The sequence below is a fragment of the Streptomyces sp. NPDC054842 genome (assembly GCF_053611025.1).
Genome location: NZ_JBSGZN010000019.1, coordinates 43,932 through 68,292, shown reverse-complemented (window position 1 = coordinate 68,292; position 24,361 = coordinate 43,932). Strand labels below are relative to the sequence as shown.

Genomic DNA, 24,361 nt, shown 5'->3' with positions numbered 1-24,361 from the left:
CGTCGGGCGTCCGCCGCACCCGGGTCCCGCCGGTCCGTGCCGGGGTCCGTGCCTTCCTCGCGGTCGTCGCCCGCGCCGTAGGCCCGGTAGGCATCGGCGTCGCGGCCGTGGGCCCCGTACGCATCCGCGTCGCGGCCGTGGGCCCGGTCGGCCTCCGTGTCCACGCGTCCACCTCCTCCACCGCTCCGGCCTGCCCGAACACTCCCATTGTCGCCAGCCCGGGCCATACCGGGGTCATCCGATCGGCTGACCCCGGCATCGTCCGTGCGGCGCCCCACGGCGAGCCGTACCGCCGACCGGACCGGGCCTCGCGCGGCACCAGGCTTGAGGGCGGAAGCAGCGAACCACCCTCCCGAACCAGGAGTCGAACCCATGCAGAAGCTCTCCCGCCGTGCCCGCATAGCCACCGGTGGCGCCGTGATCGCGGCCGTCGCCGCCGGCACGTTCGGCACGGTGTCCGCGAACGCCTCCTCGCCCGCTGCCACCGCCGTGGCGTCCGTGGCCGAGGCGAAGAGCGGCAGCACCCTCACCTCCAGCCACCTCACGGTCGATGCCGCCACACAGGCCGCCCAGGCCGCGCTCGACGCCGCCGAGAAGGAGAACCAGAGGGTCACCGTCGCCGTCGTCGACCGCAACGGCAACACCGTCGTCACCCTCCGGGGCGACGGCGCCGGCCCTCAGTCCTACGACTCCGCGCAGCGCAAGGCGTACACGGCCGTCTCCTGGAACGCGCCCACCTCGGCGCTCGCCGAACGGCTGAAGCAGACCCCGAACCTCAAGGACATCCCCGGCACGCTGTTCCTGGCCGGTGGCGTACCCGTCGCCGTCAAGGGCGCCCCGGTGGCCGGGATCGGCGTCGCGGGCGCGCCGTCCGGGGACCTGGACGAGAAGTTCGCCGCGGCGGGCGTGGCGGCGCTGGGCCGCTGAACCGGCGAAGGGTCCGGCGCGGACGCCGCCGGACCCGGCCCCGCGGTCCCCGAGACCGGCACCCGGCTGCCAATCCGGCTGCCGGCCAGGCACGTTGGGACACGGGCGGGACGACCCGGTGCCGGAAGCCACGGATTGCTGTCGTAAATTCGGATCTTCCTCGTCACCGAGTCACCAAGGAGAAACGATGTCCTCATCGACCCCGTCCCACAGCCCCGCGCTCCTGAGCCGCCGCAACCTGCTGCGGGCCGGCGGCGGTCTGGGCCTGGCCGCCGCGGGCCTGGGTCTGGGAACGGGCGCGGCCTCCGCCGCGGTGCCCGCGTCCTCGCGATTCGACCTCACGGAACCGTCGTACGACCTGTTCCGCAGCAGGACCCTGCACGACAGCACCGTGCAGCAGGGCTTCGTCTTCGACAACGTCAACCGCCGCCTGTTCGTGGTGCAGCGCCGCGACGGTTCGGCGGAGACGGCCGGCGACCTGTGCGTCACCCAGCTCGACTTCGAGGGCAACCAGGTCGGTTACATGCACCTCACCGGCTTCGGCCACGGGGTGTCCATAGGCGCCCAGGCCGTCGGGACCTCCACCTACCTGTGGACGGAGACCGACACGAGCGGCAGCGGCTACGGAACGCGCCTCGCCCGCTTCAAGTTCACCAGCGGCACCACGCTGACGAACACCTCCTCCGCGCTGACCAAGTACACGCCCGTGGCGGGCGCGACGTCCTACACGTGTGCGACCGACCCGGTGAACAACCGGCTGATCGTGCGCTACCTCCTGGACGGCGACCGGTACATCTCCGTGCACTCCCTCTCCGCGGCGGCCGGCGGTGACTTCAGCAGTCCGCTGGCCCGCTTCGTCATGCCGACCCTCGCCACTGCGTCGTCGGTCTTCCAGGGCTACACGGCGTACGGCCAGTACCTCTACGTGCTGACGGGCACCAGCTACGAGGCGAACGGGAACATCGTCGACTCGGAGGTCACCGCCATCGACCTCAACACCGGGAAGGTCGCCCAGGGCCCGGTCCTCACCAAGGCGGGCTCGACCCTGACCTTCCGCGAGCCCGAGGGCATGGCGATCTACCAGACGGTGGCCGGCGAGGTGCGCCTGTTCCTCGGCTTCGCCTCGGGCGAGGCCGGTGACCGCCGCTCCAACCTGTTCTACAAGAACGCGCTCGTCTGACGGGTACGGCAGCCGGGGCGGAGGAGGGCGCCTCCGCCCCGCGCGAACGGCCGGAGCGAGACCGATCCGCCTCACTCCGGGCGTCGTTGATGGCCCCCGTCGCCCCGTCGCCCGTTCAACTCGGCCCCACGGCCGATGGCTGCGACGGTGTGGTCATCACACGCTCACGAGGTGCGAGGTGCCGTGCACGCCGTCTTGGGCGCCGTGCAGAACACGGTCAGCGCCTACTGCCGCTGCCGTAGGGGGCGTAGAGATCCAGCAGACGGGTGCGGGCGGAGCGCAGGCGGTGGGCGACGATCCCGCCCACCCACTGCGAGACCGCCGAGCCCAGCGCGGGGTCGTCCCGGCACAGCGACCTGACCGCCGTGGCGTCGAACTCGTACGCCCGTACCGGTGTCGTGGCCTCGGCACCCAGATGCCACGAATGCGGAGCGAACAGCCAGGACCAGCCGAGGAGTTGGTTGTGTCCGAGGGTCTCGATGACGGCCGCCCTGCGGCCGGGCACGTGCATGTCGAGGGTCACCTGACCGGTGCGGATGATCCAGAACCGGTCGGCGTGCGCGCCCTCCTCGAAGAGGCGGGTCCCCTGCGGGAAGGACACCTCGCGGGCAAGGCGCATCAGCCGCTGCCGATGCTCGGCCGGCAGCGCCTTCAGCATGCCGGACGTGGGGGAAGTGATCACGACGGGCCTCCAGGACGTGTGATGGACCTGCCGCTTCCAGCGTGTCCCCCTGGGCGCCGACAGGCCATGGGCCACCCGGCCCACCGGCCGGGCCGTCCGGCAGCCGCCGAGAGCCCTTCGGCACACCGCGCCGGCGTCCGCTTCGCTGTGTGAGGCAGCTGAGGAGCGCGGCTCTCCTCTTCGCCCGGCCGCAGCGTCCTCCCCGGCGTCACATCGTCTCAACGGGCCCTGCCAATAGGGCCGTTCAGCCCTCCGGACGCGGACCTTCGGCATCCTCCTCCCACCGCCGCGCACGGCCAGAGTGAGGGGTGTCGGGCACCGCTCGACGTTCTCCGTCCTCCACATCCCGAACGACTGCCGAAGGGACCACCACCATGGCCGTGCACGAGCACCCTCACCGGAGCCCGAGGTTCCACCTGCCGTTCTCCGGCGCGGACCGGACCGCGTCCACCTCTGAGCCCGCCGTGTCGGCAGACACCGGCACGCACACCGCGCGGGCCTACACCTTCGCCACCCTGCGCCTGTTCACCGGGTTCGTCTTCCTGTGGGCGTTCCTCGACAAGACCTTCGGCCTCGGCTACGCCACCCCGTCCGGCAAGGGCTGGACCGACGGCGGCTCGCCGACCAAAGGTTTCCTCGGCGGTGTCGCCGCGGGCCCCATGGAGTCCACGTTCCACGACTGGGCGGGCGCAGGCTGGGCCGACTGGCTCTTCATGCTGGGCCTGCTCGGCATCGGTGTCGCCCTGATCAGCGGGATCGCGCTGAAGCTCGCCGCGGCGGCCGGCACCGTGATGATGGCGCTGATGTGGATCGCCGAATGGCCGCCCGCCAAGCACCTGTCCGACGGCTCGCCGAGCATGTCGACCAACCCGTTCACCGACTACCACGTCATCTACGCCGTCGTCCTGATCGCCCTCGCGGCGGCGGGCGCCGGTGCGACCTGGGGGCTGGGCCGGCTCTGGGCCCGCCTGCCGATCGTCCGCGACAACGGCTGGCTGCGCTGACCGCCAAGGGCACGGCGGGGCCCGGAGGAGGGCCCGCCGTGCCGACGGCCGTAGGGCCGACCGGCCCCCGCCAGGGACCTGCGGCCCCTGCACCTCGGGAGCCGCGGCGACGACGCTGGAAGCAGAAACACTTCAGGAGGTGGAGAGCATGCCCCGCACCACCGTCACCGTCGGCCTCGACGGATCTCCCGAGAGCCGCGCGGCCGCCGACTGGGCCGCCCGGGAAGCCGCACTGCGCGGCCTGCCGTTGAAGCTGGTCCACGTCTGGGAGCCGGTTCCCGAGCCGTTCGCGCAGGCCCCGCTGCTCGGCGTCGAGACGCAGCAGCACTGGACCGAGCGCATCCCGCGGGAGGCCGCGGAAGCACTGCGGAGAAGCCACCCGGGGGTCGAAATCGTCGTCGAGCAGATCAACGGCCGCCCGGCCGAGGCCCTGTCGGCCGCGGCGCAGGACTCCGCTCTCCTGGTCCTGGGCTCCCGGGGGCTGAGCGGCGTCGGCGGATTCATGGTCGGCTCGGTCGGCCAGGCCGTCGTGGCCCGTACGCTGGTCCCGGTGGTCCTGGTCCGTGCGGGAGAGCAGCCAGGTGGGCGCACCGGGGACATCCCGGGAGGCCAGGCGTCTCCGGACCGCCCCGTCGTCCTGGGCCTCACGGTCGACAGCCCCGACGACACGCTCATCGAGTTCGCGTTCCAGGCCGCCGAACTGCGGGGGACGTCCCTGCGTGTGGTCCACGGCTGGAACCCCCCGCCCTACTACGCCTACGGACTCGCCGCCGACCTCGAACTGCACCAGGAGCTGTGTCGTCAACAGGCGTCCGCTCTCGCCGACGTCCTGCTCCCGTGGCAGCGGAAGTTCCCGGAGGTCGAGGTCACCGCGGAGTCCCGCTTCGGATCGGCCGCCGAGTTCCTCACCGACGCGTCCCGTGAGGCATCCCTGGTGGTCGTCGGCCGACGGGTCCGCCGCCACCCGGTGGGCACGCACATCGGCTCCGTCGCACACGCCGTGACGCACCACGCCACCGCCCCCGTCGCGGTCGTCGCACACCGCTGACGCACGTGCCACCGCACACCAGAAGGATGTGAAGCGCCATGACCGAACGGACTCGGACCGACGCGGCCCAGCGCCCGCCGTCGAGCGACCTGGGCCGCCGGGTCGCCGCGCGCCGCGGCCAACTCGGGCTGACGCGTGAGGAGACGGCCGCGCGAGCCGGAATGGCCACCCCCTACCTCGCACACCTGGAGCAGCACGCCGGTGCCGCCCCGGGAGCGGGCACACTCGTCGCGCTCGCGGCAGCTCTGGAGACCACCGTGCCGGCCCTCACCGGAGGTGACACCGATCGGCCGCCCGGTGCCGGACAGGCGGGCCGGACGCCGCGGTTCACGGAACTGAGCAGGACCGAGTGCGGGGATCTGATGTCGACCCACGGCGTCGGAAGGCTCGCGTTCCAGACAGCGCGGGGGCCGACGATCGTCCCGGTCAACTACACGGTCGTCGACGGCACGATCGCCTTCCGCACCGCGTACGAAGCGACGCCCGCCCTGGCGTCCGGCAGCCCTGTCGCCTTCGAGGTCGACCACATCGACGAAGCCTTCAGCGAGGGCTGGAGCGTGCTCGTCCGCGGCCACGCGCGCGGCGTGACGGACCCCTACGAGGCGGGCAGGCTCGCCCGGCGGGCCCACAGCACGCCCTGGGCCGGCGGACGCCGCGATCTGTGGCTGCGCATCGAACCGTTTGCCGTCACCGGACGCCGGATCGAGACCTGAGCAGGTCCTCCCGCGGGACACCAGGGACCGATGGCCCCTGGCGTGGGAGCAGTTCACGCATCGACCATGAGATGCGCCGCAGCCCGCGCCGGGTGAGAGACGAGAGAGCAGATGGACGCCAACGACGGATTCCGCGAACTGGAGACGCACGAGTGCCTGCGGCTCCTGGCCACCGTGCCCGTGGGGCGCATCGTGTACACCCGGCACGCGCTGCCCGCCGTCCTCCCCGTCAACTTCCGCCTCGACCGCGACGGCGCGGTGCTGGTCCGCACGGCGGCTTCCTCCGCCCTGGTCAGTGCGATCGACCGGGCGGTGGTCGCCTTCGAGGCCGACGCGTTCGACGGGGTCGCACACGCCGGCTGGAGTGTCGTGGTCACGGGAGCGGCGGCGGTGGTGGCCGACCCGGCCGAGCACGCCCGGCTCCTCGCCACCGGGCCGCCTTCCTGGGTGCCCGCGCCCCAGGAGGTGTTCGTCCGCATCGACCCCGAGCTGGTCACCGGACGCGAGGTCCTCGGCGGACACCCGCTGAACGGGGTGCGCTTCCCGTCCTGAACGACCTGTGGCGGCGTCCCGCGGTGTGACGGTGCCGCTCCGGACGGAGACGATCACGGCATCCGACCCCGTGCGCTACCGCGTCCCGCGGCAGATCACGGCATCCGACCCCGTGCGCTACCGCGTCCCGCGGCCGGGTACTACCGTGGCACATGATCGGTGTGGAGGTCCGTGCAACCCGAGGAGCACACGTGGGAAGCCCCGAGGACGTCCGCGTACGTCTGCCCCATCTGCGGCTGGACGAGCTGCTGGAGGAGCTTCAGGCACGGCTGGACGCGGCTCGCGGCACCCGTGACCGGGTGCACAGTCTGCTGGAGGCGGTGCTGTCGGTCGGCCGCGAACTGGACCTCGAACAGGCCCTGCACAGCATCGTGGAGGCGGCGGCGGTGCTCGTCGACGCGGAGTACGCGGCACTCGGCGTGATCGGCCCGGACGGCAAGGGCCTGTCCGCGTTCCACACCATCGGGGTGAGCGAGGAGCAGATCGCCGAGATCGGCCCGTACCCCGAGGGCCACGGCATCCTGGGCGAGCTGATCCACCACCCCGAGCCGCTGCGCCTCGCGAAGATCAGCGACCACCCCTCCTCGTACGGCTTCCCGCCGCACCACCCGCCGATGAACACGTTCCTCGGTGTCCCGATCCGGGTGCGCGACCAGGTCTTCGGCAACCTGTACCTGACAGAGAAGCACGGCGGCGCCCAGTTCGACGAGGAGGACGTCTCGGTCACGCTCACGCTGGCCGTGGCCGCCGGAGTCGCCATCGACAACGCCCGCCTGTACGCCGAGTCCCGGCTCCGCGAGCGCTGGTTGCGGGCGAACGCGGAGATCGCCCACAGCCTGATGTCGGGGGGAGCCCCCGCCGAGGTCCTTGGCCTGATCGCGGAACGGGCGGGCGAGATCACGCAGTCGGCCCTGGCGGCGGTCGCGCTGCCCATGGCGGACACCGGTTCGCTCGCGGTGGAGATCGCGGTGGGGATGGACGCCGACGCGCACCGCGGACTCGTCCTGCCCATGGACCGGAGCCTGATGGGTCTGGCGTTCTCCGCCGCGGCACCGGTCTCCACCGCGGACGTCACCCGGGACGACCGCGTCTGCATGGACCCCCCGCGCTTCGGCGGACTGGGACCCGCCGTCGCCGTGCCCATCGGCACGGGCGACGCGGGCGCGCGCGGCGTGGTGCTGCTGGCGCGTGCGGAGGGCGGACCGGCGTTCACGCAGACGGAGACGGAGACCCTGCAAGGCTTCGCCGCCCAGGCGGCCGTCGCGATGGAGCTCGCGGAACGCCGTCAGGCCGCCGAGCAGGTCGCGGTCCTCGAAGACCGTGACCGCATCGCCCGCGACCTGCACGATCTCGCAATCCAGCGCCTGTTCGCCACCGGCATGACCCTGCAGAGCGCGGGCCGGTTCATCGAGCACCCGGAGGCCTCCGAACGCGTGACGCGCGCGGTGGACGACCTCGACGAGACCATCAAGATCATCAGGTCGACGATCTTCGGCCTGCGGAGCCGCGACGGTTCCCGGGAAGCCGGCCTGCGGGCGCGCGCCGTGCGCGTCGTCGGCGAGGCGGCGCCGGTCCTGGGCTTCGCCCCCAGCGTGCGGATGGAGGGCCTGCTGGACACCGACGTGCCGAGGGAGACCGCGGAGCACGTGGTGGCCGTCCTCTCCGAGGCCCTGACCAACATCGCCCGCCACGCCCGCGCCAGCCGGACCGAGGTGGTCCTGGCCACGGACGGGCGGGAGGTACGCCTGACGGTCACCGACAACGGCGTGGGCGTCCCGGCCGGGGGCCGCCGGAGCGGGCTGCGCAACATGGCCGAGCGCGCCGAGCAGTCGGGCGGCCGCATGGAACTGGACGCCCCGGAGGGCGGCGGCACCACGATCACCTGGTCGGTCCCGCTGCGCAGGTCCTAGACCTCGGCATCAGCGAAGGCGCACTGGGGGCCGTCACCTCGCGGCGGCTCGAGGGCGGCTTCCTCGGGTACGCCGCCCTGCCGCCCCCTCATCGCGGCACACCCGGGTCGCCGCCCCGCGGCTGCTCAGCGGCGGCACACTCGGGTCTGCCACCCCGCAGCCGCTCAGCAGCGGCACACCCGGGTCCGTCACCCTTCAGCCCCTCAGCGCCACCCGGCTGCCGTACCGCCCCCGTGGGTTCCGCGCAACCGGCCGTGCGGGCTGCCCGATGGCCCCGCACGCCGCACACTGGTGGAGTGACCGGCATGAGCGACCGCCCGATCGCCGACTACGCGCTGCTCTCCGACTGCCAGACCGCCGCGCTGGTCAGTCGTGACGGTTCCGTCGACTGGCTGTGTCTCCCGCACTTCGACTCCCGGTCCGTGCTGGGGCGGCTGCTCGGCCCGGAGGCGGGGCACTGGTCGATCCGCCCGGCCGGCCCGTACACCTCACGGCGCGAGTACCTGGACCGCACGCTGGTGCTGCGCACGGAGTTCCGCACCGACGGCGGACTGGTCACGCTCACCGACGCCCTCGCCTCCGGTCTCGACCAGCGCGGCCACGACCTCGGCCGGGACGCCCCGCACGCCCTCCTGCGCCTGGTGGAGTGCGTCGAGGGCGAGGTGGACATCGACATCGAGTTCGCTCCCAGACCGGAATACGGAGTCGTCCGCCCGCTGCTCATCGCGCAGGAGGGCGGACTGCACTGCCGCGGCGGCCCGGACACTCTGGGGCTGTGCTCCCCGGTGCCCCTGCGCATCACCGACATGGCCCGCGGCCGGCACAGGATGCGCGCGGGGGAGAGCGTGGCTTTCGCGCTGCACCAGGTGCGGGCGGGCGGCGGCCCCGAGCTGTGGACCCAGACGGACATCCACACGCACCTGCGCGACACCGTCCGCGGCTGGTGTTCCTGGTCGGAACTCCACCAGACGTACCAGGGCCCCTGGGCGCGGCTCGTCCAGCTGAGCGGCCTCGTCCTCCAGGGACTCACCTTCCAGCCGACCGGGGCGATCATCGCCGCGCCCACCACCTCACTGCCGGAATCAGTCGGCGGCGTACGCAACTGGGACTACCGCTTCGCCTGGGTCCGGGACGCCTCCTTCACCCTGGACGCCCTGTGGGTCGCGGCCTGCCCGGACGAAGCCGAGGCGTTCTTCCGGTGGATGGCGCACGCCGCCGCGAGTGACCCCAGCAGACCCGCGCCGATGCAGATCATGTTCGGCATCCGGGGTGAACGCGACCTCAGCGAACGCCAGTTGCCGCATCTGCCCGGCTGGCGCGGCAGTCGTCCGGTCCGCGTCGGCAACGACGCCTGGCAGCAGAGCCAGCTCGACGTCTACGGCGAACTCCTCTCCGCCGCCCACCGATTGCGCCGGTACCTCGGTGATCTCGACGCTCCCACAAAGGCGTTCCTCGCGGGCTGCGCCGACGCCGCCGTCACGCACTGGCGGTCACCCGACCAGGGCATCTGGGAGATTCGCGGCGAGGCACGGCACTTCGTGTACTCCAAGCTCATGTGCTGGGTCGCCGTCGACCGCGCGATCCGGCTGGCCGACGAACTCGACGCCGGTGATCGGGTCGCCGACTGGGCGCGGGCCCGGGACGACATCCGCGCGGAGATCGAGCAGCGCGGCTGGAGCGACACGGCAGGCGCCTACACGCAGAGCTTCGGTTCCGACGTCCTGGACGCCTCAGTGCTGACGATGCCCATCGTCGGGTTCGTCGCCGCCGACGCACCCCGGATGCGCGCCACCATCGACGCCGTCCGGGAACGGCTCACCGGCCCCGACGGGCTCGTCCACCGCTATCTGCCCCAGCACGACGGTCTGCCCGGAGGCGAAGGCGCGTTCCTGCTCTGCACGTTCTGGCTGGCCCAGGCCCTCGCCCTGGCCGGGGACCTCGAAGCGGCGCGCGACCTCTTCGAGCGCGCGGCAGGCTGCGCCAACGATCTGGGGCTGATGTCCGAGGAGGTCGACCCGGTCGGCGGGGAACTGCTCGGCAACTTCCCGCAGGCCTTCAGCCACATCGGCCTCGTCAACGCCGCCTGGGCCATCCACCAGGCCACCCCGCTCGACGGCTGACACCGAGCCCTCGGAAAGACGTGGCCCCTACGGGCCCCCGGGTGTGATCATGTCCGGATGCTCTTCCGCGCTGCCACGGCAGACCCCATAGACCTCGACCGTGCCACCGCTTACGCGGCCGACGGACCCATACCCGCCCTGAGCGCGGAGAGAATCCGTGAGGAACTCGCGAGCAACCAGTTCCGTCCCGAGTGGATCTGGTTCGCCGAGGACGAGAGCGGGGAGATCCTGGCGCGCGCCCTCTGGTGGGGCCGCGCCGACAGCACACGGCCCATCGCACTCGACTGCCTCCAGGTGCGTGCCGGTGTCACCGACCCGGTCGGTGCAGCCGTCGGACTGCTCACCGCCGGCCACGCCGCCTTCGGAGCGGTGCCCGTCTACAACATCTCCCTGCCCGCCGACTGGCGGAACAGCCCCGCCCTGGTCGAGGCGGTCACCTGGCGCAGGAAGGCGGCGGCCGACTCCGGCCTCAGCAACGAGATCGAGCGACTGCGCTACGAGTGGACCCCGGCAGCCGGCGTCCCCGAGTCCGCGGGGAGGCTCGTCTTCCGGGAGGGCACGGACGAGGAGTTCCTCGACGCGTTCGTCCGGCTCTCGGCGGGGAGCCTGGATCTGCACACGCGCAACGAACTCCGGTCGACGGACGCCGAGCAACTGGCCCGCGAAGACATCGAGTTCTACCGCGACTGCCCCGGCGAGCGCTCCTGGTGGCGCCTCGCCGAGCTGCCGGACGGCACCCCGGCGGGCCTGGCCATCCCCTCGGCGACCCCCTACCACCGCAACGTCGGATACCTGGGCGTGGTCCCCGAGCTGCGCGGACAGGGGCTGATCGACGAGATCCTCGCCGAGATCACCCGGTTCCACGCCGGTGAGGGCGCCGACCGCATCACCGCCACGACGGACACGGTGAACACCCCGATGGCCGCCGCGTTCGAGCGCGCCGGCTACCGGACGACGGAGATCCGACTCGTCCTGGAACCGCCGACGCGGTGAGCCCATGAGGCCGCCTCCTGGAAGCGGAAGCCTGCGCGGCCGATGGCCGGAAGGGTGGGGTATTCGTCGTTGCGGCCACCGCGATCGCCGCGAAGGATTGACCCCATGAGCAGCGGCTCGCGCCGCCGACGACTTCGGCCCACGCCGTCGCGGCGGGTGCGAGCGCTGGAGTCGGCCATGAAAGGGCAGGCAATGCAGATCGCGATCGTCCTCTTCGAACGCTTCACCGCGCTGGACGCGGTGGGACCCTACGAGATGCTGTGCCGCATCCCGGGCGCCGAGACCGTCTTCGTGGCCGAGCAGGCAGGTCCCGTACGCAACGACCGGGGCGACCTGGTGCTCGTCGCGGAGAGGGGATTCGGGGAAGTGGCGACGCCCGACATCGTCGTCGTGGTCGGCGGGCCCGGTCAGTCCGCCCAGATGGAGAACGAGGTGCTGCTCGACTGGCTGCGCACGGTCGACCGCACCAGCACCTGGACGACGTCGGTGTGCACGGGCTCCCTCCTGCTCGCGGCGGCCGGGCTCCTGCGCGGACGCCGGGCCACCTCGCACTGGCTGGCGCTCGACACCCTGGCCGCGTTCGGCGCCGAGCCGACCGGCGAACGCGTCGTCACGGACGGCAAGTTCATCACCGCGGCCGGCGTCTCCGCCGGGATCGACATGGGCCTCACCCTGGTCGGCAGGGTCGCCGGCGACGACCACGCGCGGACGGTCCAACTGGCAACCGAGTACGACCCCCGCCCACCGTACGACGCCGGCTCACCCGAGAAGGCCCCGGCGGCGGTGGTGGAGAAACTGCGTGCCGGAAGCCGGTTCATCCTGCGGTAGGGCTCAGCACCGGCCTTGCTCGGCATCCGCGAAGGCGTCCAACTGGATAACCGGCAGGCCAATGCGGGCTCGGCGTGCCGTCATCGCTCATGTGCGCCCGTTGCCAGATCTTGTTCCAGTTGAACGGGGTCTCCGGCACGAACCGGTGCCGCTGCCCGCACGGACATGGCGTCAGCGCCCGCGCGCACCCAGGGCACCGCTCGACCCAACCGTGCCCGGTCGAGCGCAGCACTCGTGGTCCCTCATCCCCGCAAGCCGGGCAGCCGGGCGGCTCGGCACCGTCCAAGATCGCGTTCTGCCGCTGGACGTACTCGGTCAGGCGCAGCGACGGGTGGCGAAACGGGTCTTCGAACCAGGCACGGTCGGGGCTTTCCCACCAGTTCCGAAGCCACCACGGCCGAGGGTCCGGTACAGCCCGCCGCCCAGCCTGCCTCTCCGCCCGGCGCTGCGCGGCGTACTCGTCTGCGCGCACGAGCCACAGCACCCGCGCCTCGTGCAGTTCCTCCACCGCCCGCGCCAGCGCGTCCGGGTCCGTCTCCAACCGACGGGGGATCGCGGCGCTGAGCGTGAGGTGGTGGTATGTCGCCCGCAAGCCATAAGGAGCAAAAACGGTGAGGCAAGTGCGCAACGCGCTGTGCCGCCGGTGGAGGGGGAGCCGGGCGTCGTGCACGTGCGCTCGGTGGGTCAGGAAGCTGGTCATGGCGTAGGTGCCAGGTCCAGTGCCCGTGCCAGAGCGGCAGTGACGGCGCCAGCGTGTGCCGGCAGGTGTTGTTCAGCCCAGGTTTCGGCAAGGCTGAGGAAGTCCTGCAGATCCTGCTGGGCGCCGGTGACGAGCATCCGTATCTGGTCTACTGACAGCTCGATCACCGGGCTGCTGTCCGTCCCGTGAGCGTCGAGCGTCAGCCGGACGATGTCGCCAAGACGTTCGGCCATCGAGGACGGATCGTGCCCGAAGTAGGAGCAGCCGGTGCCGTTAAGCACCTCCAGCCAGTCGCGCCAGGTCTCCAGGCCGTTGCAGCAGCCCGGCTCGACGAAGACGGTGTCGGTGGCGTTGTCGGTCACTCGGAAACCGCCGGAGGCGAGCAGATCAGGCATGGTGAGCAGCCCGTGCAGAAAGGCGCCGAGCGGGTCGGTCGGGCACGGTCCGTGCTCCCCCTCCGACTCGAAGTCGTTGCAGTGGGCGATCTGCATGACCGCCGTGCCGACCTCCGCCGGAGTCAGCTCCCCGTTCAGCACGAGGTAGCCAAATGGCTCGTGCTCTCCCACCGGCCAGAGCGCGAAGTCGTCGGCAGGGGAGATCTCCAGAACGGGTTGCATCACCATCACAGGGGGATGATGCCGGACCCACTGCTACACCGCCACGGGCTTTCAGCTGCCATCGGGCTCGGGAACGGGCCCGCTGCACGGGCAGTTTTCAGCGGGAGATTCGACCACCGCACCAAAGCGCCGGAGCACACCTGCCGGACGATACGACAGCCCCCTGACAACTCCCCGCCGACGGAGAGACTCCCTCGGAGTCGGCGTAGGCCACGACCCGACGTCCGCAAGTGACATCCACCATGCGCTCAACCGGTTTCGTGCAGCTTCTCGGGCCGCCGCCGCATTATTGACTAAACCCATACTCAACCGCCCGTCTCCTGCTAGACAACGTTGTCAGCTCGCGTCAGAGTGTCAGTGCCGGGATGTCGATCCCGTTCTCACTCCTCGAAGGGCTGACGTGATGGTCGTGTACGGAGCACTCGACATCGGTGGTACGAAGATCGCCGGGGCACTCGTCGACCCGCGGGGACGGCTCGTCACCCGCGCCCAACGCCCCACGCCCGCAAGGGAGTCGGCCGAAATCCTGATGGGAGCGGTCACGGCCGTGCTGGACGAGCTGTCCGCGCACCCGGCCTGGCCGACCCTCACCCGCATGGGTATCGCGAGCGCGGGACCGGTCGACACCGTCGCCGGAAGCGTGAGCCCCGTCAACATCCCCGGCTGGCGCGGCTTTTCCCTGGTCGACCGGGTCCGGTCGCACCCGCGCGTGCCCGCTCACGTGACTCCCGTCCTGGTCGGGGACGCCGTCGCCATGACCGCGGCGGAACACTGGCGGGGAGCCGCTCGCGGAGTGGACAACGCCCTGTGCATGGTGGTCTCCACCGGTGTGGGCGGCGGCCTGGTCCTCGATGGACGGCTCCATGCCGGGCGGTCGGGCAACGCGGGCCACATCGGGCACATCTCCGTCGATCTGAACGGGCCGGAATGCCCCTGTGGCGCGCGGGGATGCGTGGAAGGCCATGCCAGTGGGACGGCGATCGCCGCACGTGCGCTGGCGGCGGGCTGGACGCCACCCCAAGGAGTCGCGGCCACCGCGGCCGCCGTCGCGGCGGCAGCCCGGGACGGTGACGACACCGCTCGGGCCGTCTACGAGCTGGCGGCGCAGGCCCTGGCCGCGGGGATCGCCGCCACGGCCGCGTTGGTGGAACTCGACCTCGTGGTCATCGGCGGGGGAGTGGCGCAGGCGGGAGACACGTTGTTCGAGCCGCTGCGCCGATGGATGAAGCGCTACGCCGTCCTCGACTTCGTCCGTGACCTCCAGGTCGTCCCCGCTGAACTCGCCTTGGACGCGGGGCTCATCGGCGCCGCGGCAGCCGCTTCCCACGCCTCGCCGGCGGACCCGAAGGACCCGAACGACCCGGCGGACTCGGCGGAGGCGACCGGGAGGGGCGAAACGCGAACCGCGGAAGCACGCCGACTGCTGCCCGGTGCCGCGGAAGCGCAGCCGCGTACCGGGGTTGCGTGTTCGCTGTGGAATCCCGCTCCCAACTCGTCCATGTAGGACAGGAACTGGCCTAGACGGATCGTAGTGTCCTCATGTCGCGAAAGACTACGAAGGGGACGAAACGATGAGCGCCGAACCGATGGGTCACGCCGCACCCCAGGGTTACACCAGCGTCGCGCCGTGGGTGGTCACCGACGACACCGGGGAGCTGCTCGACTTTGTCAGCGCCGCGTTCGGCGGCGAGGAGATCGCTCGGGTGTCTGTCGAGGACGGCAGCATCGGCCACGGTGAGATCCGAGTCGGCGACACGGTCGTGCTGGCCTTCGACCGGCGCCCCGACTGGCCGGCGATGCCGTCGCTGCTGCGGGTCTACGTCCCGGACGCGGACGCCGCCATGGCCGCCGCCCTCGCCCATGGGGCGGAACTCGTCACCGAGGTCGCGGACAGTGCGTGGGGAGATCGCGGCGGGAGGGTGCGGGACCCGTTCGGCAACATCTGGTGGGTGATGAGCCGGGTCGAGGACGTCGCACCCGACGTCGCCTGGCAACGCATGACCGAGCCGAAGTACGCCGAGGCGATGCGCAGGGGCCAGGAGACCCTGGACGCCGCGCTGAGCGGCCGTGAGAAGGGCGTGGCCAGCGCACCGCGACGACCGACGTCCTGAGTCCGACCAGCCCTCGGTTCCGGAGCCGAAGACCGCTGAGAACCGGTGGTACTTCGACCTGAAGGTCGGTGGGGGCCGTGACGTCCCCGCAGCACGGTGGCGCCGGATCCGTTCCACCGTGGCCTTGACCCGCTGTGCACGGACGTCCAGGGCGCCGTGACGTTCGGCGCCCGGTGACAAAGGCCCCTCCGCGTCACCTCTGTATTCCGCCCTGGAACTGAACTCCTACTAAACTTAACCGGTTTTGCTCGGACGGTTGCCCTGGCGGAGGTCTCCTCCTAGCCTCTCTCCCAGCCGCTGATCGAAGATGTCCGCCATCACTCCCGCATTACCGGTGAGGGGAACGTGTGGCGGTCTTCATCGGTGATGCGCCGTCCCGCTGTCCGGTGTGAGCCGCACGCCGAATGCCCGGGCAGCGGGACCTCATGCGGTACGCGTACTCCCTTTCACCAGCCCTGGCCGGGGTGGCGAGAGGAGCGGACATGTCCGTGCCCCGCCGGGGACGACCGGGCGAACCGTACGAACAGCCCCGCGGTGAACGGCGGTGCCGTACGGCCGAACGCGTATCGGGCGCGACCGACACGAGCGATCACCTTGGGAGCAGCAATGAGAAGAAGACTGGCCACCGCGGCGGGAGCGCTGCTGGCCATGGCGGCCTCGCTACTGGCCGCGCCGACCGTCGCTCAGGCGCAGACACGGGCGGAACAGGGGTTCCACGTCGGCGACGGCCGCCTGCTGGACGCGAACGGCAAGGATTTCGTCCTGCGCGGGGTGAACCACGCCCACGCCTGGTACCCCACCAGGACGCCTCAGGCGCTGAAGGACATCAAGGCGCTGGGTGCCAACTCGGTGCGCGTGGTCCTCGCCACGGGGGACCGCTGGACCAAGAACGACGCCACCGACGTGGCCGCGGTGATCAGCCGGTGCAAGGAGAACCGGCTGGTCTGCGTCCTGGAGGCGCACGACACCACCGGTTACGGGGAGCAGGCCGGCGCGGTCTCGCTGTCCCGGGCGGTCGACTACTGGCTGAGCATCCAGGACGTACTGAAAGGCCAGGAGAAGTACGTCATCCTGAACCTGGGCAATGAACCGCACGGCAACTCCGGCTATGAAGCGTGGACTTCGGACACGCAGAACGCCATCACGCGGATACGGGCGGCCGGAATCCGTCACACGCTCATGGCCGACGCCCCCAACTGGGGCCAGGACTGGGCGTTCACCATGCGGGACAACGCCGCGAAGGTGTTCGCCGCCGACCCGGACCGCAACACCGTGTTCTCGATCCACATGTACGGGGTCTTCGACACGGCAGCCGAGGTGAACGATTACCTGAACCGGTTTATTACCCAACACCTTCCCCTTGTGGTCGGCGAGTTCGGTGACGCCCACTCGGACGGCAATCCGGACGAGGACGCCATCATGGCCGCCTCCCAGCGCCTGGGACTCGGCTACCTGGGCTGGTCGTGGAGCGGGAACGGCGGCGGTGTCGAGTACCTCGATCTGTCGACCGACTTCGACGCCTCCAAGCTCACCGCCTGGGGCCGGCGTCTCTTCGAGGGTGCCGACGGCATCAGGCAGACCGCGCGGGAGGCGAGTGTGTTCACAGCGGTCCCCGACGACGGTTCCACCGGCGGGAGTTGTGCGGTCGGCTACCGGCTCAGCGACTGGGGCAACTGGTTCAACGCGGACGTGACCGTGCGCAACACCGGCACCACCGCGGTGAAGGGCTGGCGGCTCGACTTCGCCTTCCCCGGGCAGCAGAAGGTCAACTCCGTCTGGAACGCCAGGGCCACACAGGACGGCAGCCAGGTGCGGGCCGTCAACGAGTCCTGGACTGAGACCATTCCCGCAGGAGGCACGGTGAGCTTCGGCTTCAACGGCTCGTCCACCGGAGCCAACGGTGTTCCTGCGAGCTTCACGCTCAACGGCGTGGTTTGCGCCGGGAGTTGACGCTCGACACGGATACAGGGCCGCATTCCCCGGGAGTGCGGCCCTGCGGGTGTTCCCCCGGCTAGGAACCGGTGCCGGGCGCCCTGGCGGTGGATCCCCTGGGCGTCAACGTGGGTGTCGGTGCCTGGTGCGGGCCGGTGTGCGTACCGTTGATGACGTCGAAGAGGACGCGTGCCACCTCGGCGCCGAAGTGGTGTACGTCGTGGCTCATCGCCGAGAGCGTCGGATGGGTGATCCGGCACAGCTGGGAGTCGTCCCAGGCGATGAGGGACAGGTCGTCGGGGACCGTGAATCCCATCTCGGCCGCGACGCCCGCGCCGGCGACCGCCATGATGTCGTTGTCGTAGACGATGGCGGTCGGCCGGTCCGTGGCGAGCAGCAGCGAGCGGGTGGCGCGGGCGCCCTCCTTCTCGTCGAAGCCCGTCGCGATCTGCTTGGCCTCCTCAAGGCCGAGCTCACGCGTCGTGGACGCGAAGGCACGCGCTCGGATGGCGCTGTGTCCGAGATTCGCGGGACCGCCGACGCGGGCGATCCTGCGGTGGCCGAGGGCCGCCAGGTAGCGGACGGCCTCGCCCACGGCGGAGGCGTCGTCGGTCCACACCGCCGGGAAGGGCCCGGTCAGCGAGGGGTGACCCACGGCGACGGCGGGCAGGCCCGTGCCCTGCAGCGACGGCAGCCGGGGATCGTCCTCACGGAAGTCCACCAGGATCGCCCCGGCGATCATCCGGCCGCCCCACCACGCCTTGTAGAGGGCGATCTCCTCGTCGAGGTCGCGCACCAGCCGCAGCAGCAGCGAGCACGACCGCTCCGCCAGGACACTCTCGATGCCGGAGATGAAGTCCATGTAGAACGGTTCGAGGCCGAGCAGCCGGGCGGGCCGGCACAGGGCGAGGCCCACGATGTCCACCCGCTGGTTGGACAGGTTGCGCGCCGTGGCGCTGGGCGCCCACCCCAGCTCCCGGGCCGCCTCGAAGATCCGCTCGCGGGTGGCGGCGGAGACCCCTGGCTTGTGGTTGAAGGCGAGTGACACCGCACCCTTGGACACCCCGGCCCGTGCCGCGACGTCCTTGATGGTGACCCGTTCCGGCGCGCTGCTCATGAAGCGTCCACACAGAACAGGGCGGCCCTCACGTCGTGCACGTCGACCGGTCCGCAGCCGGTGACCCGCAGGCGCGTCTGCTCGCCGGGCAGCAGGGTCTGGAGGCCGCGGTCGCAGTGGGCGGCCGGGGCGAGCCGGTCGGGCTGGAGCAGCAGATCTCGGACGAGGGTACGGGCGGTGACCACGATGTCGACTCTATCCTCCCGCCCGTCCACCGGCTTCACCTCGACGTCGTACTCCGGCCCGGGGTACGCGAAGTCCTTGTCCGGGACGGCGAAGTGGAGCGCGCGCAGCCCGTCGGCGTCGGCGACCAGGAACTCCTTCGCGGACTGCTCGCCCGGGGCGAGACCGTCGGCCACGGGGAGCCGGACGACCGCGCGGGGGGCGGCCGTAACGTCCAGGACGCTCTCCCGGACCGTGGTGCCGTCCGACGCGCAGCGACGCAGCGTCACCGCGGTGCGCCACGGACTGGCGGACTGGTTGACGACGGCGAGCACGAGGGCGTCGCCGTCGGGCTGCAGGGTCAGCAGCCGGTCGGCGTACACCCGGCGCAGCTCGTGGTGGAGCGGCTTCACCCGCCCGTCGCCGTCGATGGCGGCCCAGGAAGTGACCGGCCAGCAGTCGTTGAGCTGCCAGACGATCGTGCCGGCGCAGCGGGGCCAGTGCGAGCGCCAGTGCTCGACGCCCGCCGCGACCGCGCGTGCCTGGACGAGCTGGGTCAGGTAGTGCCAGCGGTCGAAGTCGCCCTCCGGCAGCGGGAAGTGGCGGGCGACGCCGCGGTCGAGCTTGCCGTTGCCGTCCTCGGCCTTCTGGTGGTGGAGCATGCCGGGGGAGCCGGGGGCGAGTCGCTCGCCGGGCAGGGCGCGCCGCAGGGTGGCCACGGCCGGGGGCGCCTGCCAGCCGAACTCCGCGACGAACCGGGGCACGTTCGCCCGGTACTCGGCGTAGTCCTGGCGGTTCCAGACCTCCCACGAGTGATGGGTGCCGTGCGCCGGGTCGTTGGGATGGTGGTCCCAGGAGCCGGACCAGGGGCTACCGGCGGCGTAGGGGCGGGTCGGGTCGAGTTCGGCGACGACGCGGGGGAGCAGGCCGAGGTAGTAGCCCTCGCCCCAGGAGTCGCCCGCGAGGACGTCCTCCCAGTCCCAGTCGCGGAAGCCCCAGAGGTTCTCGTTGTTGCCGTTCCACAGAACCAGTGAGGGGTGCGGCATCAGCCGGACAACGTTGTCGCGGGCCTCGGCCTCGATCTCGCCGCGCAGGGGCTGTTCCTCGGGGTAGGCGGAGCAGGCGAAGAGGAAGTCCTGCCAGACCATGAGGCCCAGTTCGTCGCACGCCTCGTAGAAGGCGTCGTCCTCGTAGATGCCGCCGCCCCAGACGCGCACCAGGTCGACGTTGGCCTCGGCGGCCTGGGTGAGCCGCGTCCGGTAACGCTCGGCGGTGATCCGGGACGGGAAGGCGTCGTCCGGGATCCAGTTGACCCCGCGGGCGAAGACGCGCACTCCGTTGACGACGAGGGTGAAACCGGTGCCGTGCTCGTCGGCCGAGCGGTCGAGTTCGACGGTGCGGAAGCCGATGCGGCGGCTCCAGGTGTCGAGAGGGCGCCCGGCGTCGTCGCTGAGGGCTATGTCGAGTTCGTACAAGGGCTGTTCGCCGTAACCGCGGGGCCACCACAGGCGCGGCTCGGGCACCTCCAGGCGCAGTACCGCTTCGTCGCCGGTGAGGACGGCCTCGGTGCGGGCGCCCGCGATCCGGGCCTCGACGCGCAGCGGACGCCCCTGTCCCTGGGCGGTGCGTTCGAGTTCCAGGCGCACCTCGACGTGCCCGGTGCCGCGGTCCAGGGTCACCAGGGGGCGTACCCGGTCGATGCGGGCGGTGGACCAGTGCTCCAGTCCGACGGGCCGCCAGATACCGGCGGTGACGAGGGTGGGTCCCCAGTCCCAGCCGAAGTTGCAGGCCATCTTGCGTATGTACTGCGACGGTTCGGGATAGACGTTGGGCCGTTCACCGGTGACGGCGCGCACGGCTGCGGCCTCGTCGTAGGCGGAGGCGAAGCGGACCTCCAGATCGCCGGTGCGGCCCGTGACGTCGAAGCGGTAGCGGCGGTGCATGTTGCGGGTCGTGCCGACGGGCCGGCCGTCCAGGGTGATGGACGCGGCCGTGTCCAGGCCGTCGAACACCAGGTCCGTGCGCTCGTGCGCGCTGTCGTGCGCGAGGGGGCGTACGTAGGTCCAGGCGCGGCGGCCCACCCAGGCGAGGTCGGTCTCGTTGAGGCCGATGAAGGGGTCGGGGATGGCGCCTGCGGCCAGCAGGTCGGTGTGGACGCAGCCGGGCACCGCGGCCTTCAGCAGTTCCTCGCCATGGCGCAGGCTCCAGCCCTCGGTGAGCTGGGTGACGTCCTTCATGGTGCGGCTCCAATCGCCTGACTCAGGCCGGTGGATGGACAACGGCCGTCAACCTAGCCCGCTGATCAAGCTCTGTCCATAAACCGGTCTAGTCCCTCTCTGGCCGGTCGTGTCCGCGATCAGTGCACGTGATGGGCTATGCGGTGACCGCTCCGGTAACGATTGGGCATCGTGCTGGAAATCTGAGCTTTACCGGTTAACCGCCTACTGGCATAGTGCCGACATCCCACCCGCAGAGCTGAGCCGCACACCTGAAGGAGCTGGGCGCATGAGGAACAAGAAGACGCTGACGGGAGCGCTTCTGGCCGTCGCGATCCTGACCGTCGCCGGATGCAGTGGCCAGGGCGCCGCGTCCGGCGAGGAGGCGAAGGCACCCGCCGACCCCGCCGACGCCTCGGGCACCATCAAGGTCCTGACGCACCGCACCGACCTCGTCCAGAACGGGACGATGGACAAGTACGCGGCCGAGTTCAACAAGATCTACCCCGAGGTGAAGGTGAAGTTCGAGGCCCTCACCGACTACGAGGGCGAGGTCAAGATCCGGATGAACACCGAGGACTACGGCGACGTCCTGATGATCCCGGCCGTCATCGCCAAGAACGACTACCCGAAGTTCTTCGCCCCGCTCGGCTCGGCCGGGGAACTGGGCTCCAAGTACCGCTTCAGTGACAAGACCGAGGTGGGGGGCAAGGTCTACGGCGTCACGACCTTCGGCACCGCCAACGGCTTCCTGTACAACAAGGCCGTCTGGAAGAAGGCCGGCATCACCAAGTGGCCCACCACGCCAGGGCAGTTCGTCGCCGACCTGAAGGCGATCGAGTCCAGGACGGACGCCGTGCCCTACTACACCAACTTCAAGGACGGATGGCCGCTGACCGCGTGGAGCAACAACATCGGCTCCGTCACCTGCGACGCCGAGGCCAACGACAAGCTCGCCGGACCGGTCTCCCCGTGGAAGCGCGGCGGCGAGCTGCACACGATCGACTCGCTCCTCCACGACATCGTCAAGGGTGACCTGTCCGAGAAGGACCCCAACACCACCAACTGGGAGTCGTCCAAGGGCCTGATCGCCCAGGGCAAGGTCGCCACCATGCACTTGGGGTCCTGGGCCATCACGCAGATGCGCGACGCGGCGAAGAAGGCCGGCACCGACCCCGACGACATCGGCTTCATGCCCTTCCCGACCCAGAAGGACGGCACGTACTGCGCGATGCTCGCCTCCGACTACCAGCAGGCGGTCAACGTCCATTCCGACGAGAAGGCCGCCGCCCGGGCCTGGATCGACTGGTTCACCGAGAAGTCCGGCTTCTCTGCCAAGGAGGGCGCCGTCCCCGCCCTGAAGTCCGCCGCCATGCCGAGCACGCTCAAGGACTTCGTTGACAACGATGTCACCTTCCTGGAGCGCTCCGAGGCGAAGACCGGCGACGTCAACTCCATAGACAACGCCGCCGAGATCGGCCTCACGAAGCCGGACTACCGGCAGAAGCTCGTCGACACCGCGCGCGGTGCGCAGAAGGGCAGCCTCGACGACTTCTTCGCGGACCTCGACAAGAGGTGGAACGAGGCGGCCGAGACCGCCGGTTCCTGACCGTCGGCCGACCCTGCCCTCCAGCAGTACGGCCCCGCCCGGACCGGCGGACGGGGCCGACCGCCCGTAGCGGACCAGCGGACGACGAAAGGCCCGACATGACCGAGACGACAGAAACGGCACCGGCCAAGGTGCCACGCACCGCCGCCCCACCCGGCCGGACGGCGCGCCGCCCCCCGCTTCCCCGCGGCGGACCGCGGAACGGGCGCCTGCTGCGCCGCCTCACCCCGTGGCTCTTCCTCGCGGTCCCCCTGGTCCTGCTGGTCACGTTCACCTACGTGCCCGTGGGCAACATGGTCTTCTACAGCTTCACCGACTGGGACGGAGTGAGCCCCGACCGGAACGTCACGGGCTTCGACAACTACCGGCAGATCTTCACCAGGCCGGAGCTGTTCCGGGTGTTCTTCGTCAGCTCCTACTACCTCGCGGCGTCCGCCGTGCAGATCGTGGTCGCCCTGTACTTCGCGACCGTCCTCAGCTTCGACCTGCGCTTCCGGAACCTCTTCAAGGGGATCCTGTTCTTCCCCTACCTCGTCAACGGCGTCGCCATCGGGTTCGTCTTCCTGTACTTCTTCCAGGACGGCGGCACGCTGGACTCGGTGCTGTCCTGGTTCGGAGCCGGCTCCGGCCACGCGTGGCTGGGCGACCCCGCGTCGGCCAACACCTCGCTCGCCGGCGTGTCGGTGTGGCGCTACTCCGGGCTCAACTTCGTCCTGTTCCTGGGTGCGATCCAGTCGATCCCCGCGGAACTGTACGAGGCGGCCCAACTGGACGGAGCCACCCGGTGGCAGCAGTTCCGCCATCTCATCGCGCCGAGCATCCGGCCGGTGCTCAGTCTCAGCGTCATCCTCGCGATCTCGGGTTCCCTGTCGGTCTTCGAGATCCCCTACATCATGACCGGCGGCGCCACCGGCACGTCGACCTTCGTGATCCAGACGGTCAAGCTCGCCTTCCAGTTCAACAAGACGGGCCTGGCGTCGGCCGCCGCCGTCGTCCTGCTCCTGATCATCCTGCTGATCACCTGGATCCAGCGCCGCCTCGTGCCCGACGAGAAGGTGGACCTCGTATGACCGCGTCCCCGCACACCCGGTCCCGCCGCCGCGTGGCACCGGCACTGACCTACCTGTCCCTGATCGTCGCGTCGCTGATCATCATGGTGCCGCTCGTCGTCGTCTTCCTGACCTCCCTCAAGACGTCGAAGGAGGTCACCGACGGAGGCGCACTGTCCCTGCCGGGGAACTGGCTCAACTTCGGCAACTACGCGACGGCGTTCACCGACGGCAAGATGCTGACGGCCTTCGGGAACACCGCGTTCATCCTGCTGTTCTCGATCACGGGGACGGTCCTCATCGGCTCGATGACGGCGTACGCCATCGACCGTTTCGTGTTCCGGGCGAAGAAGCCGGTCATGGCGCTGTTCCTGATCGCCACCCTGGTCCCCGGAGTCACCACGCAGGTCGCCACCTTCCAAGTGGTCAACAGCTTCGGCCTGTTCAACAGTCTCTGGGCGCCGATCCTGCTGTACATGGGCACGGACATCGTCTCGATCTACATCTTCCTGCAGTTCATCCGCGGCATACCGGTCTCGCTCGACGAGGCGGCCCGACTGGACGGGGCCAACGCGTTCACCATCTACTGGAAGATCATCCTGCCGCTGCTGAAGCCGGCCGTCGCCACGGTGGTGATCATCAAGGGCATCACCGTCTACAACGACTTCTACATCCCGTTCCTCTACATGCCCTCCGAAGAGCTGGGCACCATCTCGACCGCCCTCTTCCGCTTCAAGGGCCCCTTCGGAGCGCACTGGGAGAACATCTCGGCCGGCACCATCCTGGTGATCGTCCCGACCCTGCTCGTGTTCCTCTTCCTCCAGCGCTACATCTACAACGGGTTCGCGCGGGGCGCGACGAAGTGACACGACGCGGCTCCGCGACATCGCC

At 70.7% G+C, this 24,361-nt stretch carries 20 protein-coding genes; 16 read left to right on the top strand and 4 right to left on the bottom strand.

What is annotated here, in order from left to right; genetic code table 11:
- Nucleotides 1-372: 372 nt before the first annotated feature.
- Nucleotides 373-927, top strand: a complete 555-nt coding sequence (locus ACWGIS_RS17195; RefSeq protein ID WP_453363241.1) for a GlcG/HbpS family heme-binding protein — start codon at nt 373-375, stop codon at nt 925-927.
- Nucleotides 928-1,114: 187 nt separating this feature from the next.
- Complete coding sequence (locus ACWGIS_RS17190) at nt 1,115-2,107, top strand: phage baseplate protein (RefSeq protein ID WP_453363240.1); 993 nt, start codon at nt 1,115-1,117, stop codon at nt 2,105-2,107.
- 217 nt (nt 2,108-2,324) lie between these two features.
- On the opposite strand, the gene ACWGIS_RS17185 is transcribed toward ACWGIS_RS17190, so the two are convergent.
- Nucleotides 2,325-2,765, bottom strand: coding sequence for a cyclic nucleotide-binding domain-containing protein (locus ACWGIS_RS17185; protein WP_453363316.1), 441 nt, complete (start codon nt 2,763-2,765; stop codon nt 2,325-2,327).
- Between the two features lie 398 nt (nt 2,766-3,163).
- On the opposite strand from ACWGIS_RS17185, the gene ACWGIS_RS17180 reads away from it, so the two are divergent.
- The 8 genes from ACWGIS_RS17180 (at nt 3,164) to ACWGIS_RS17145 (ending at nt 11,957) form a co-directional block, all read left to right on the top strand.
- Nucleotides 3,164-3,793, top strand: a complete 630-nt coding sequence (locus tag ACWGIS_RS17180) for a hypothetical protein (protein ID WP_453363239.1) — start codon at nt 3,164-3,166, stop codon at nt 3,791-3,793.
- Nucleotides 3,794-3,941: 148 nt separating this feature from the next.
- Nucleotides 3,942-4,841 (top strand): universal stress protein, encoded by a 900-nt coding sequence (locus ACWGIS_RS17175; RefSeq protein WP_453363238.1) that lies wholly within the window; start codon nt 3,942-3,944, stop codon nt 4,839-4,841.
- Nucleotides 4,842-4,879: 38 nt separating this feature from the next.
- Nucleotides 4,880-5,554, top strand: a complete 675-nt coding sequence (locus tag ACWGIS_RS17170) for a helix-turn-helix domain-containing protein (RefSeq protein WP_453363237.1) — start codon at nt 4,880-4,882, stop codon at nt 5,552-5,554.
- A gap of 111 nt (nt 5,555-5,665) precedes the next feature.
- Nucleotides 5,666-6,106: a pyridoxamine 5'-phosphate oxidase family protein gene (locus tag ACWGIS_RS17165; protein WP_453363236.1), complete on the top strand. Its 441-nt coding sequence runs from the start codon at nt 5,666-5,668 to the stop codon at nt 6,104-6,106.
- A gap of 191 nt (nt 6,107-6,297) precedes the next feature.
- Nucleotides 6,298-8,016: a GAF domain-containing protein gene (locus ACWGIS_RS17160; RefSeq protein WP_453363235.1), complete on the top strand. Its 1,719-nt coding sequence runs from the start codon at nt 6,298-6,300 to the stop codon at nt 8,014-8,016.
- Nucleotides 8,017-8,321: 305 nt separating this feature from the next.
- Nucleotides 8,322-10,136, top strand: coding sequence for a glycoside hydrolase family 15 protein (locus ACWGIS_RS17155; RefSeq protein ID WP_453363234.1), 1,815 nt, complete (start codon nt 8,322-8,324; stop codon nt 10,134-10,136).
- 57 nt (nt 10,137-10,193) lie between these two features.
- The gene (locus tag ACWGIS_RS17150) at nt 10,194-11,129 is read left to right on the top strand and encodes a GNAT family N-acetyltransferase (RefSeq protein WP_453363233.1); all 936 of its coding nucleotides are present in this window, start codon (nt 10,194-10,196) and stop codon (nt 11,127-11,129) included.
- A 192-nt stretch (nt 11,130-11,321) separates the two neighbouring features.
- Nucleotides 11,322-11,957: a DJ-1/PfpI family protein gene (locus ACWGIS_RS17145; protein WP_453363315.1), complete on the top strand. Its 636-nt coding sequence runs from the start codon at nt 11,322-11,324 to the stop codon at nt 11,955-11,957.
- 696 nt (nt 11,958-12,653) lie between these two features.
- On the opposite strand, the gene ACWGIS_RS17140 is transcribed toward ACWGIS_RS17145, so the two are convergent.
- A complete protein-coding gene (locus tag ACWGIS_RS17140; protein ID WP_453363314.1) occupies nt 12,654-13,280 on the bottom strand; it encodes a hypothetical protein in 627 nt (208 codons plus the stop codon).
- A 397-nt stretch (nt 13,281-13,677) separates the two neighbouring features.
- On the opposite strand from ACWGIS_RS17140, the gene ACWGIS_RS17135 reads away from it, so the two are divergent.
- The 3 genes from ACWGIS_RS17135 (at nt 13,678) to ACWGIS_RS17125 (ending at nt 17,335) form a co-directional block, all read left to right on the top strand.
- Nucleotides 13,678-14,778 (top strand): ROK family protein, encoded by a 1,101-nt coding sequence (locus ACWGIS_RS17135; RefSeq protein WP_453363232.1) that lies wholly within the window; start codon nt 13,678-13,680, stop codon nt 14,776-14,778.
- Between the two features lie 67 nt (nt 14,779-14,845).
- Nucleotides 14,846-15,385, top strand: a complete 540-nt coding sequence (locus ACWGIS_RS17130) for a VOC family protein (RefSeq protein WP_453363231.1) — start codon at nt 14,846-14,848, stop codon at nt 15,383-15,385.
- 606 nt (nt 15,386-15,991) lie between these two features.
- The gene (locus tag ACWGIS_RS17125; RefSeq protein ID WP_453363230.1) at nt 15,992-17,335 is read left to right on the top strand and encodes a cellulase family glycosylhydrolase; all 1,344 of its coding nucleotides are present in this window, start codon (nt 15,992-15,994) and stop codon (nt 17,333-17,335) included.
- A 61-nt stretch (nt 17,336-17,396) separates the two neighbouring features.
- On the opposite strand, the gene ACWGIS_RS17120 is transcribed toward ACWGIS_RS17125, so the two are convergent.
- Both ACWGIS_RS17120 and ACWGIS_RS17115 read right to left on the bottom strand, forming a co-directional pair.
- Nucleotides 17,397-18,434: a LacI family DNA-binding transcriptional regulator gene (locus ACWGIS_RS17120; protein WP_453363229.1), complete on the bottom strand. Its 1,038-nt coding sequence runs from the start codon at nt 18,432-18,434 to the stop codon at nt 17,397-17,399.
- Entirely contained in the window at nt 18,431-20,833 is a 2,403-nt protein-coding gene (locus ACWGIS_RS17115) for a glycoside hydrolase family 2 protein (protein WP_453363228.1), read from the bottom strand. Before ACWGIS_RS17115 ends, ACWGIS_RS17120 begins: the two co-directional genes overlap by 4 nt.
- 268 nt (nt 20,834-21,101) lie before the next feature.
- Between ACWGIS_RS17115 and ACWGIS_RS17110 the strand changes: the two genes are divergently transcribed.
- The 3 genes from ACWGIS_RS17110 (at nt 21,102) to ACWGIS_RS17100 (ending at nt 24,336) form a co-directional block, all read left to right on the top strand.
- Nucleotides 21,102-22,421, top strand: a complete 1,320-nt coding sequence (locus tag ACWGIS_RS17110; protein WP_453363227.1) for an ABC transporter substrate-binding protein — start codon at nt 21,102-21,104, stop codon at nt 22,419-22,421.
- A gap of 98 nt (nt 22,422-22,519) precedes the next feature.
- Nucleotides 22,520-23,491, top strand: a complete 972-nt coding sequence (locus tag ACWGIS_RS17105) for a carbohydrate ABC transporter permease (RefSeq protein WP_453363226.1) — start codon at nt 22,520-22,522, stop codon at nt 23,489-23,491.
- Nucleotides 23,488-24,336: a carbohydrate ABC transporter permease gene (locus ACWGIS_RS17100; protein WP_453363225.1), complete on the top strand. Its 849-nt coding sequence runs from the start codon at nt 23,488-23,490 to the stop codon at nt 24,334-24,336. The genes ACWGIS_RS17105 and ACWGIS_RS17100 overlap by 4 nt, the downstream gene beginning before the upstream one ends.
- The last annotated feature ends 25 nt before the right edge of the window (nt 24,337-24,361 follow it).

What these genes read in the sequence shown, in the direction of transcription:
- ACWGIS_RS17135 (WP_453363232.1), top strand. Translation starts at nt 13,678, where the DNA reads ATGGTCGTGTACGGAGCACTCGACATCGGTGGTACGAAGATCGCCGGG.
- ACWGIS_RS17175 (WP_453363238.1), top strand. Translation starts at nt 3,942, where the DNA reads ATGCCCCGCACCACCGTCACCGTCGGCCTCGACGGATCTCCCGAGAGC.
- ACWGIS_RS17130 (WP_453363231.1), top strand. Translation starts at nt 14,846, where the DNA reads ATGAGCGCCGAACCGATGGGTCACGCCGCACCCCAGGGTTACACCAGC.
- ACWGIS_RS17170 (WP_453363237.1), top strand. Translation starts at nt 4,880, where the DNA reads ATGACCGAACGGACTCGGACCGACGCGGCCCAGCGCCCGCCGTCGAGC.
- ACWGIS_RS17190 (WP_453363240.1), top strand. Translation starts at nt 1,115, where the DNA reads ATGTCCTCATCGACCCCGTCCCACAGCCCCGCGCTCCTGAGCCGCCGC.
- ACWGIS_RS17110 (WP_453363227.1), top strand. Translation starts at nt 21,102, where the DNA reads ATGAGGAACAAGAAGACGCTGACGGGAGCGCTTCTGGCCGTCGCGATC.
- ACWGIS_RS17120 (WP_453363229.1), bottom strand. Translation starts at nt 18,434, where the DNA reads ATGAGCAGCGCGCCGGAACGGGTCACCATCAAGGACGTCGCGGCACGG.
- ACWGIS_RS17195 (WP_453363241.1), top strand. Translation starts at nt 373, where the DNA reads ATGCAGAAGCTCTCCCGCCGTGCCCGCATAGCCACCGGTGGCGCCGTG.
- ACWGIS_RS17140 (WP_453363314.1), bottom strand. Translation starts at nt 13,280, where the DNA reads ATGGTGATGCAACCCGTTCTGGAGATCTCCCCTGCCGACGACTTCGCG.
- ACWGIS_RS17155 (WP_453363234.1), top strand. Translation starts at nt 8,322, where the DNA reads ATGAGCGACCGCCCGATCGCCGACTACGCGCTGCTCTCCGACTGCCAG.
- ACWGIS_RS17115 (WP_453363228.1), bottom strand. Translation starts at nt 20,833, where the DNA reads ATGAAGGACGTCACCCAGCTCACCGAGGGCTGGAGCCTGCGCCATGGC.
- ACWGIS_RS17165 (WP_453363236.1), top strand. Translation starts at nt 5,666, where the DNA reads ATGGACGCCAACGACGGATTCCGCGAACTGGAGACGCACGAGTGCCTG.
- ACWGIS_RS17145 (WP_453363315.1), top strand. Translation starts at nt 11,322, where the DNA reads ATGCAGATCGCGATCGTCCTCTTCGAACGCTTCACCGCGCTGGACGCG.
- ACWGIS_RS17150 (WP_453363233.1), top strand. Translation starts at nt 10,194, where the DNA reads ATGCTCTTCCGCGCTGCCACGGCAGACCCCATAGACCTCGACCGTGCC.
- ACWGIS_RS17125 (WP_453363230.1), top strand. Translation starts at nt 15,992, where the DNA reads ATGAGAAGAAGACTGGCCACCGCGGCGGGAGCGCTGCTGGCCATGGCG.
- ACWGIS_RS17100 (WP_453363225.1), top strand. Translation starts at nt 23,488, where the DNA reads ATGACCGCGTCCCCGCACACCCGGTCCCGCCGCCGCGTGGCACCGGCA.
- ACWGIS_RS17180 (WP_453363239.1), top strand. Translation starts at nt 3,164, where the DNA reads ATGGCCGTGCACGAGCACCCTCACCGGAGCCCGAGGTTCCACCTGCCG.
- ACWGIS_RS17185 (WP_453363316.1), bottom strand. Translation starts at nt 2,765, where the DNA reads ATGCTGAAGGCGCTGCCGGCCGAGCATCGGCAGCGGCTGATGCGCCTT.
- ACWGIS_RS17105 (WP_453363226.1), top strand. Translation starts at nt 22,520, where the DNA reads ATGACCGAGACGACAGAAACGGCACCGGCCAAGGTGCCACGCACCGCC.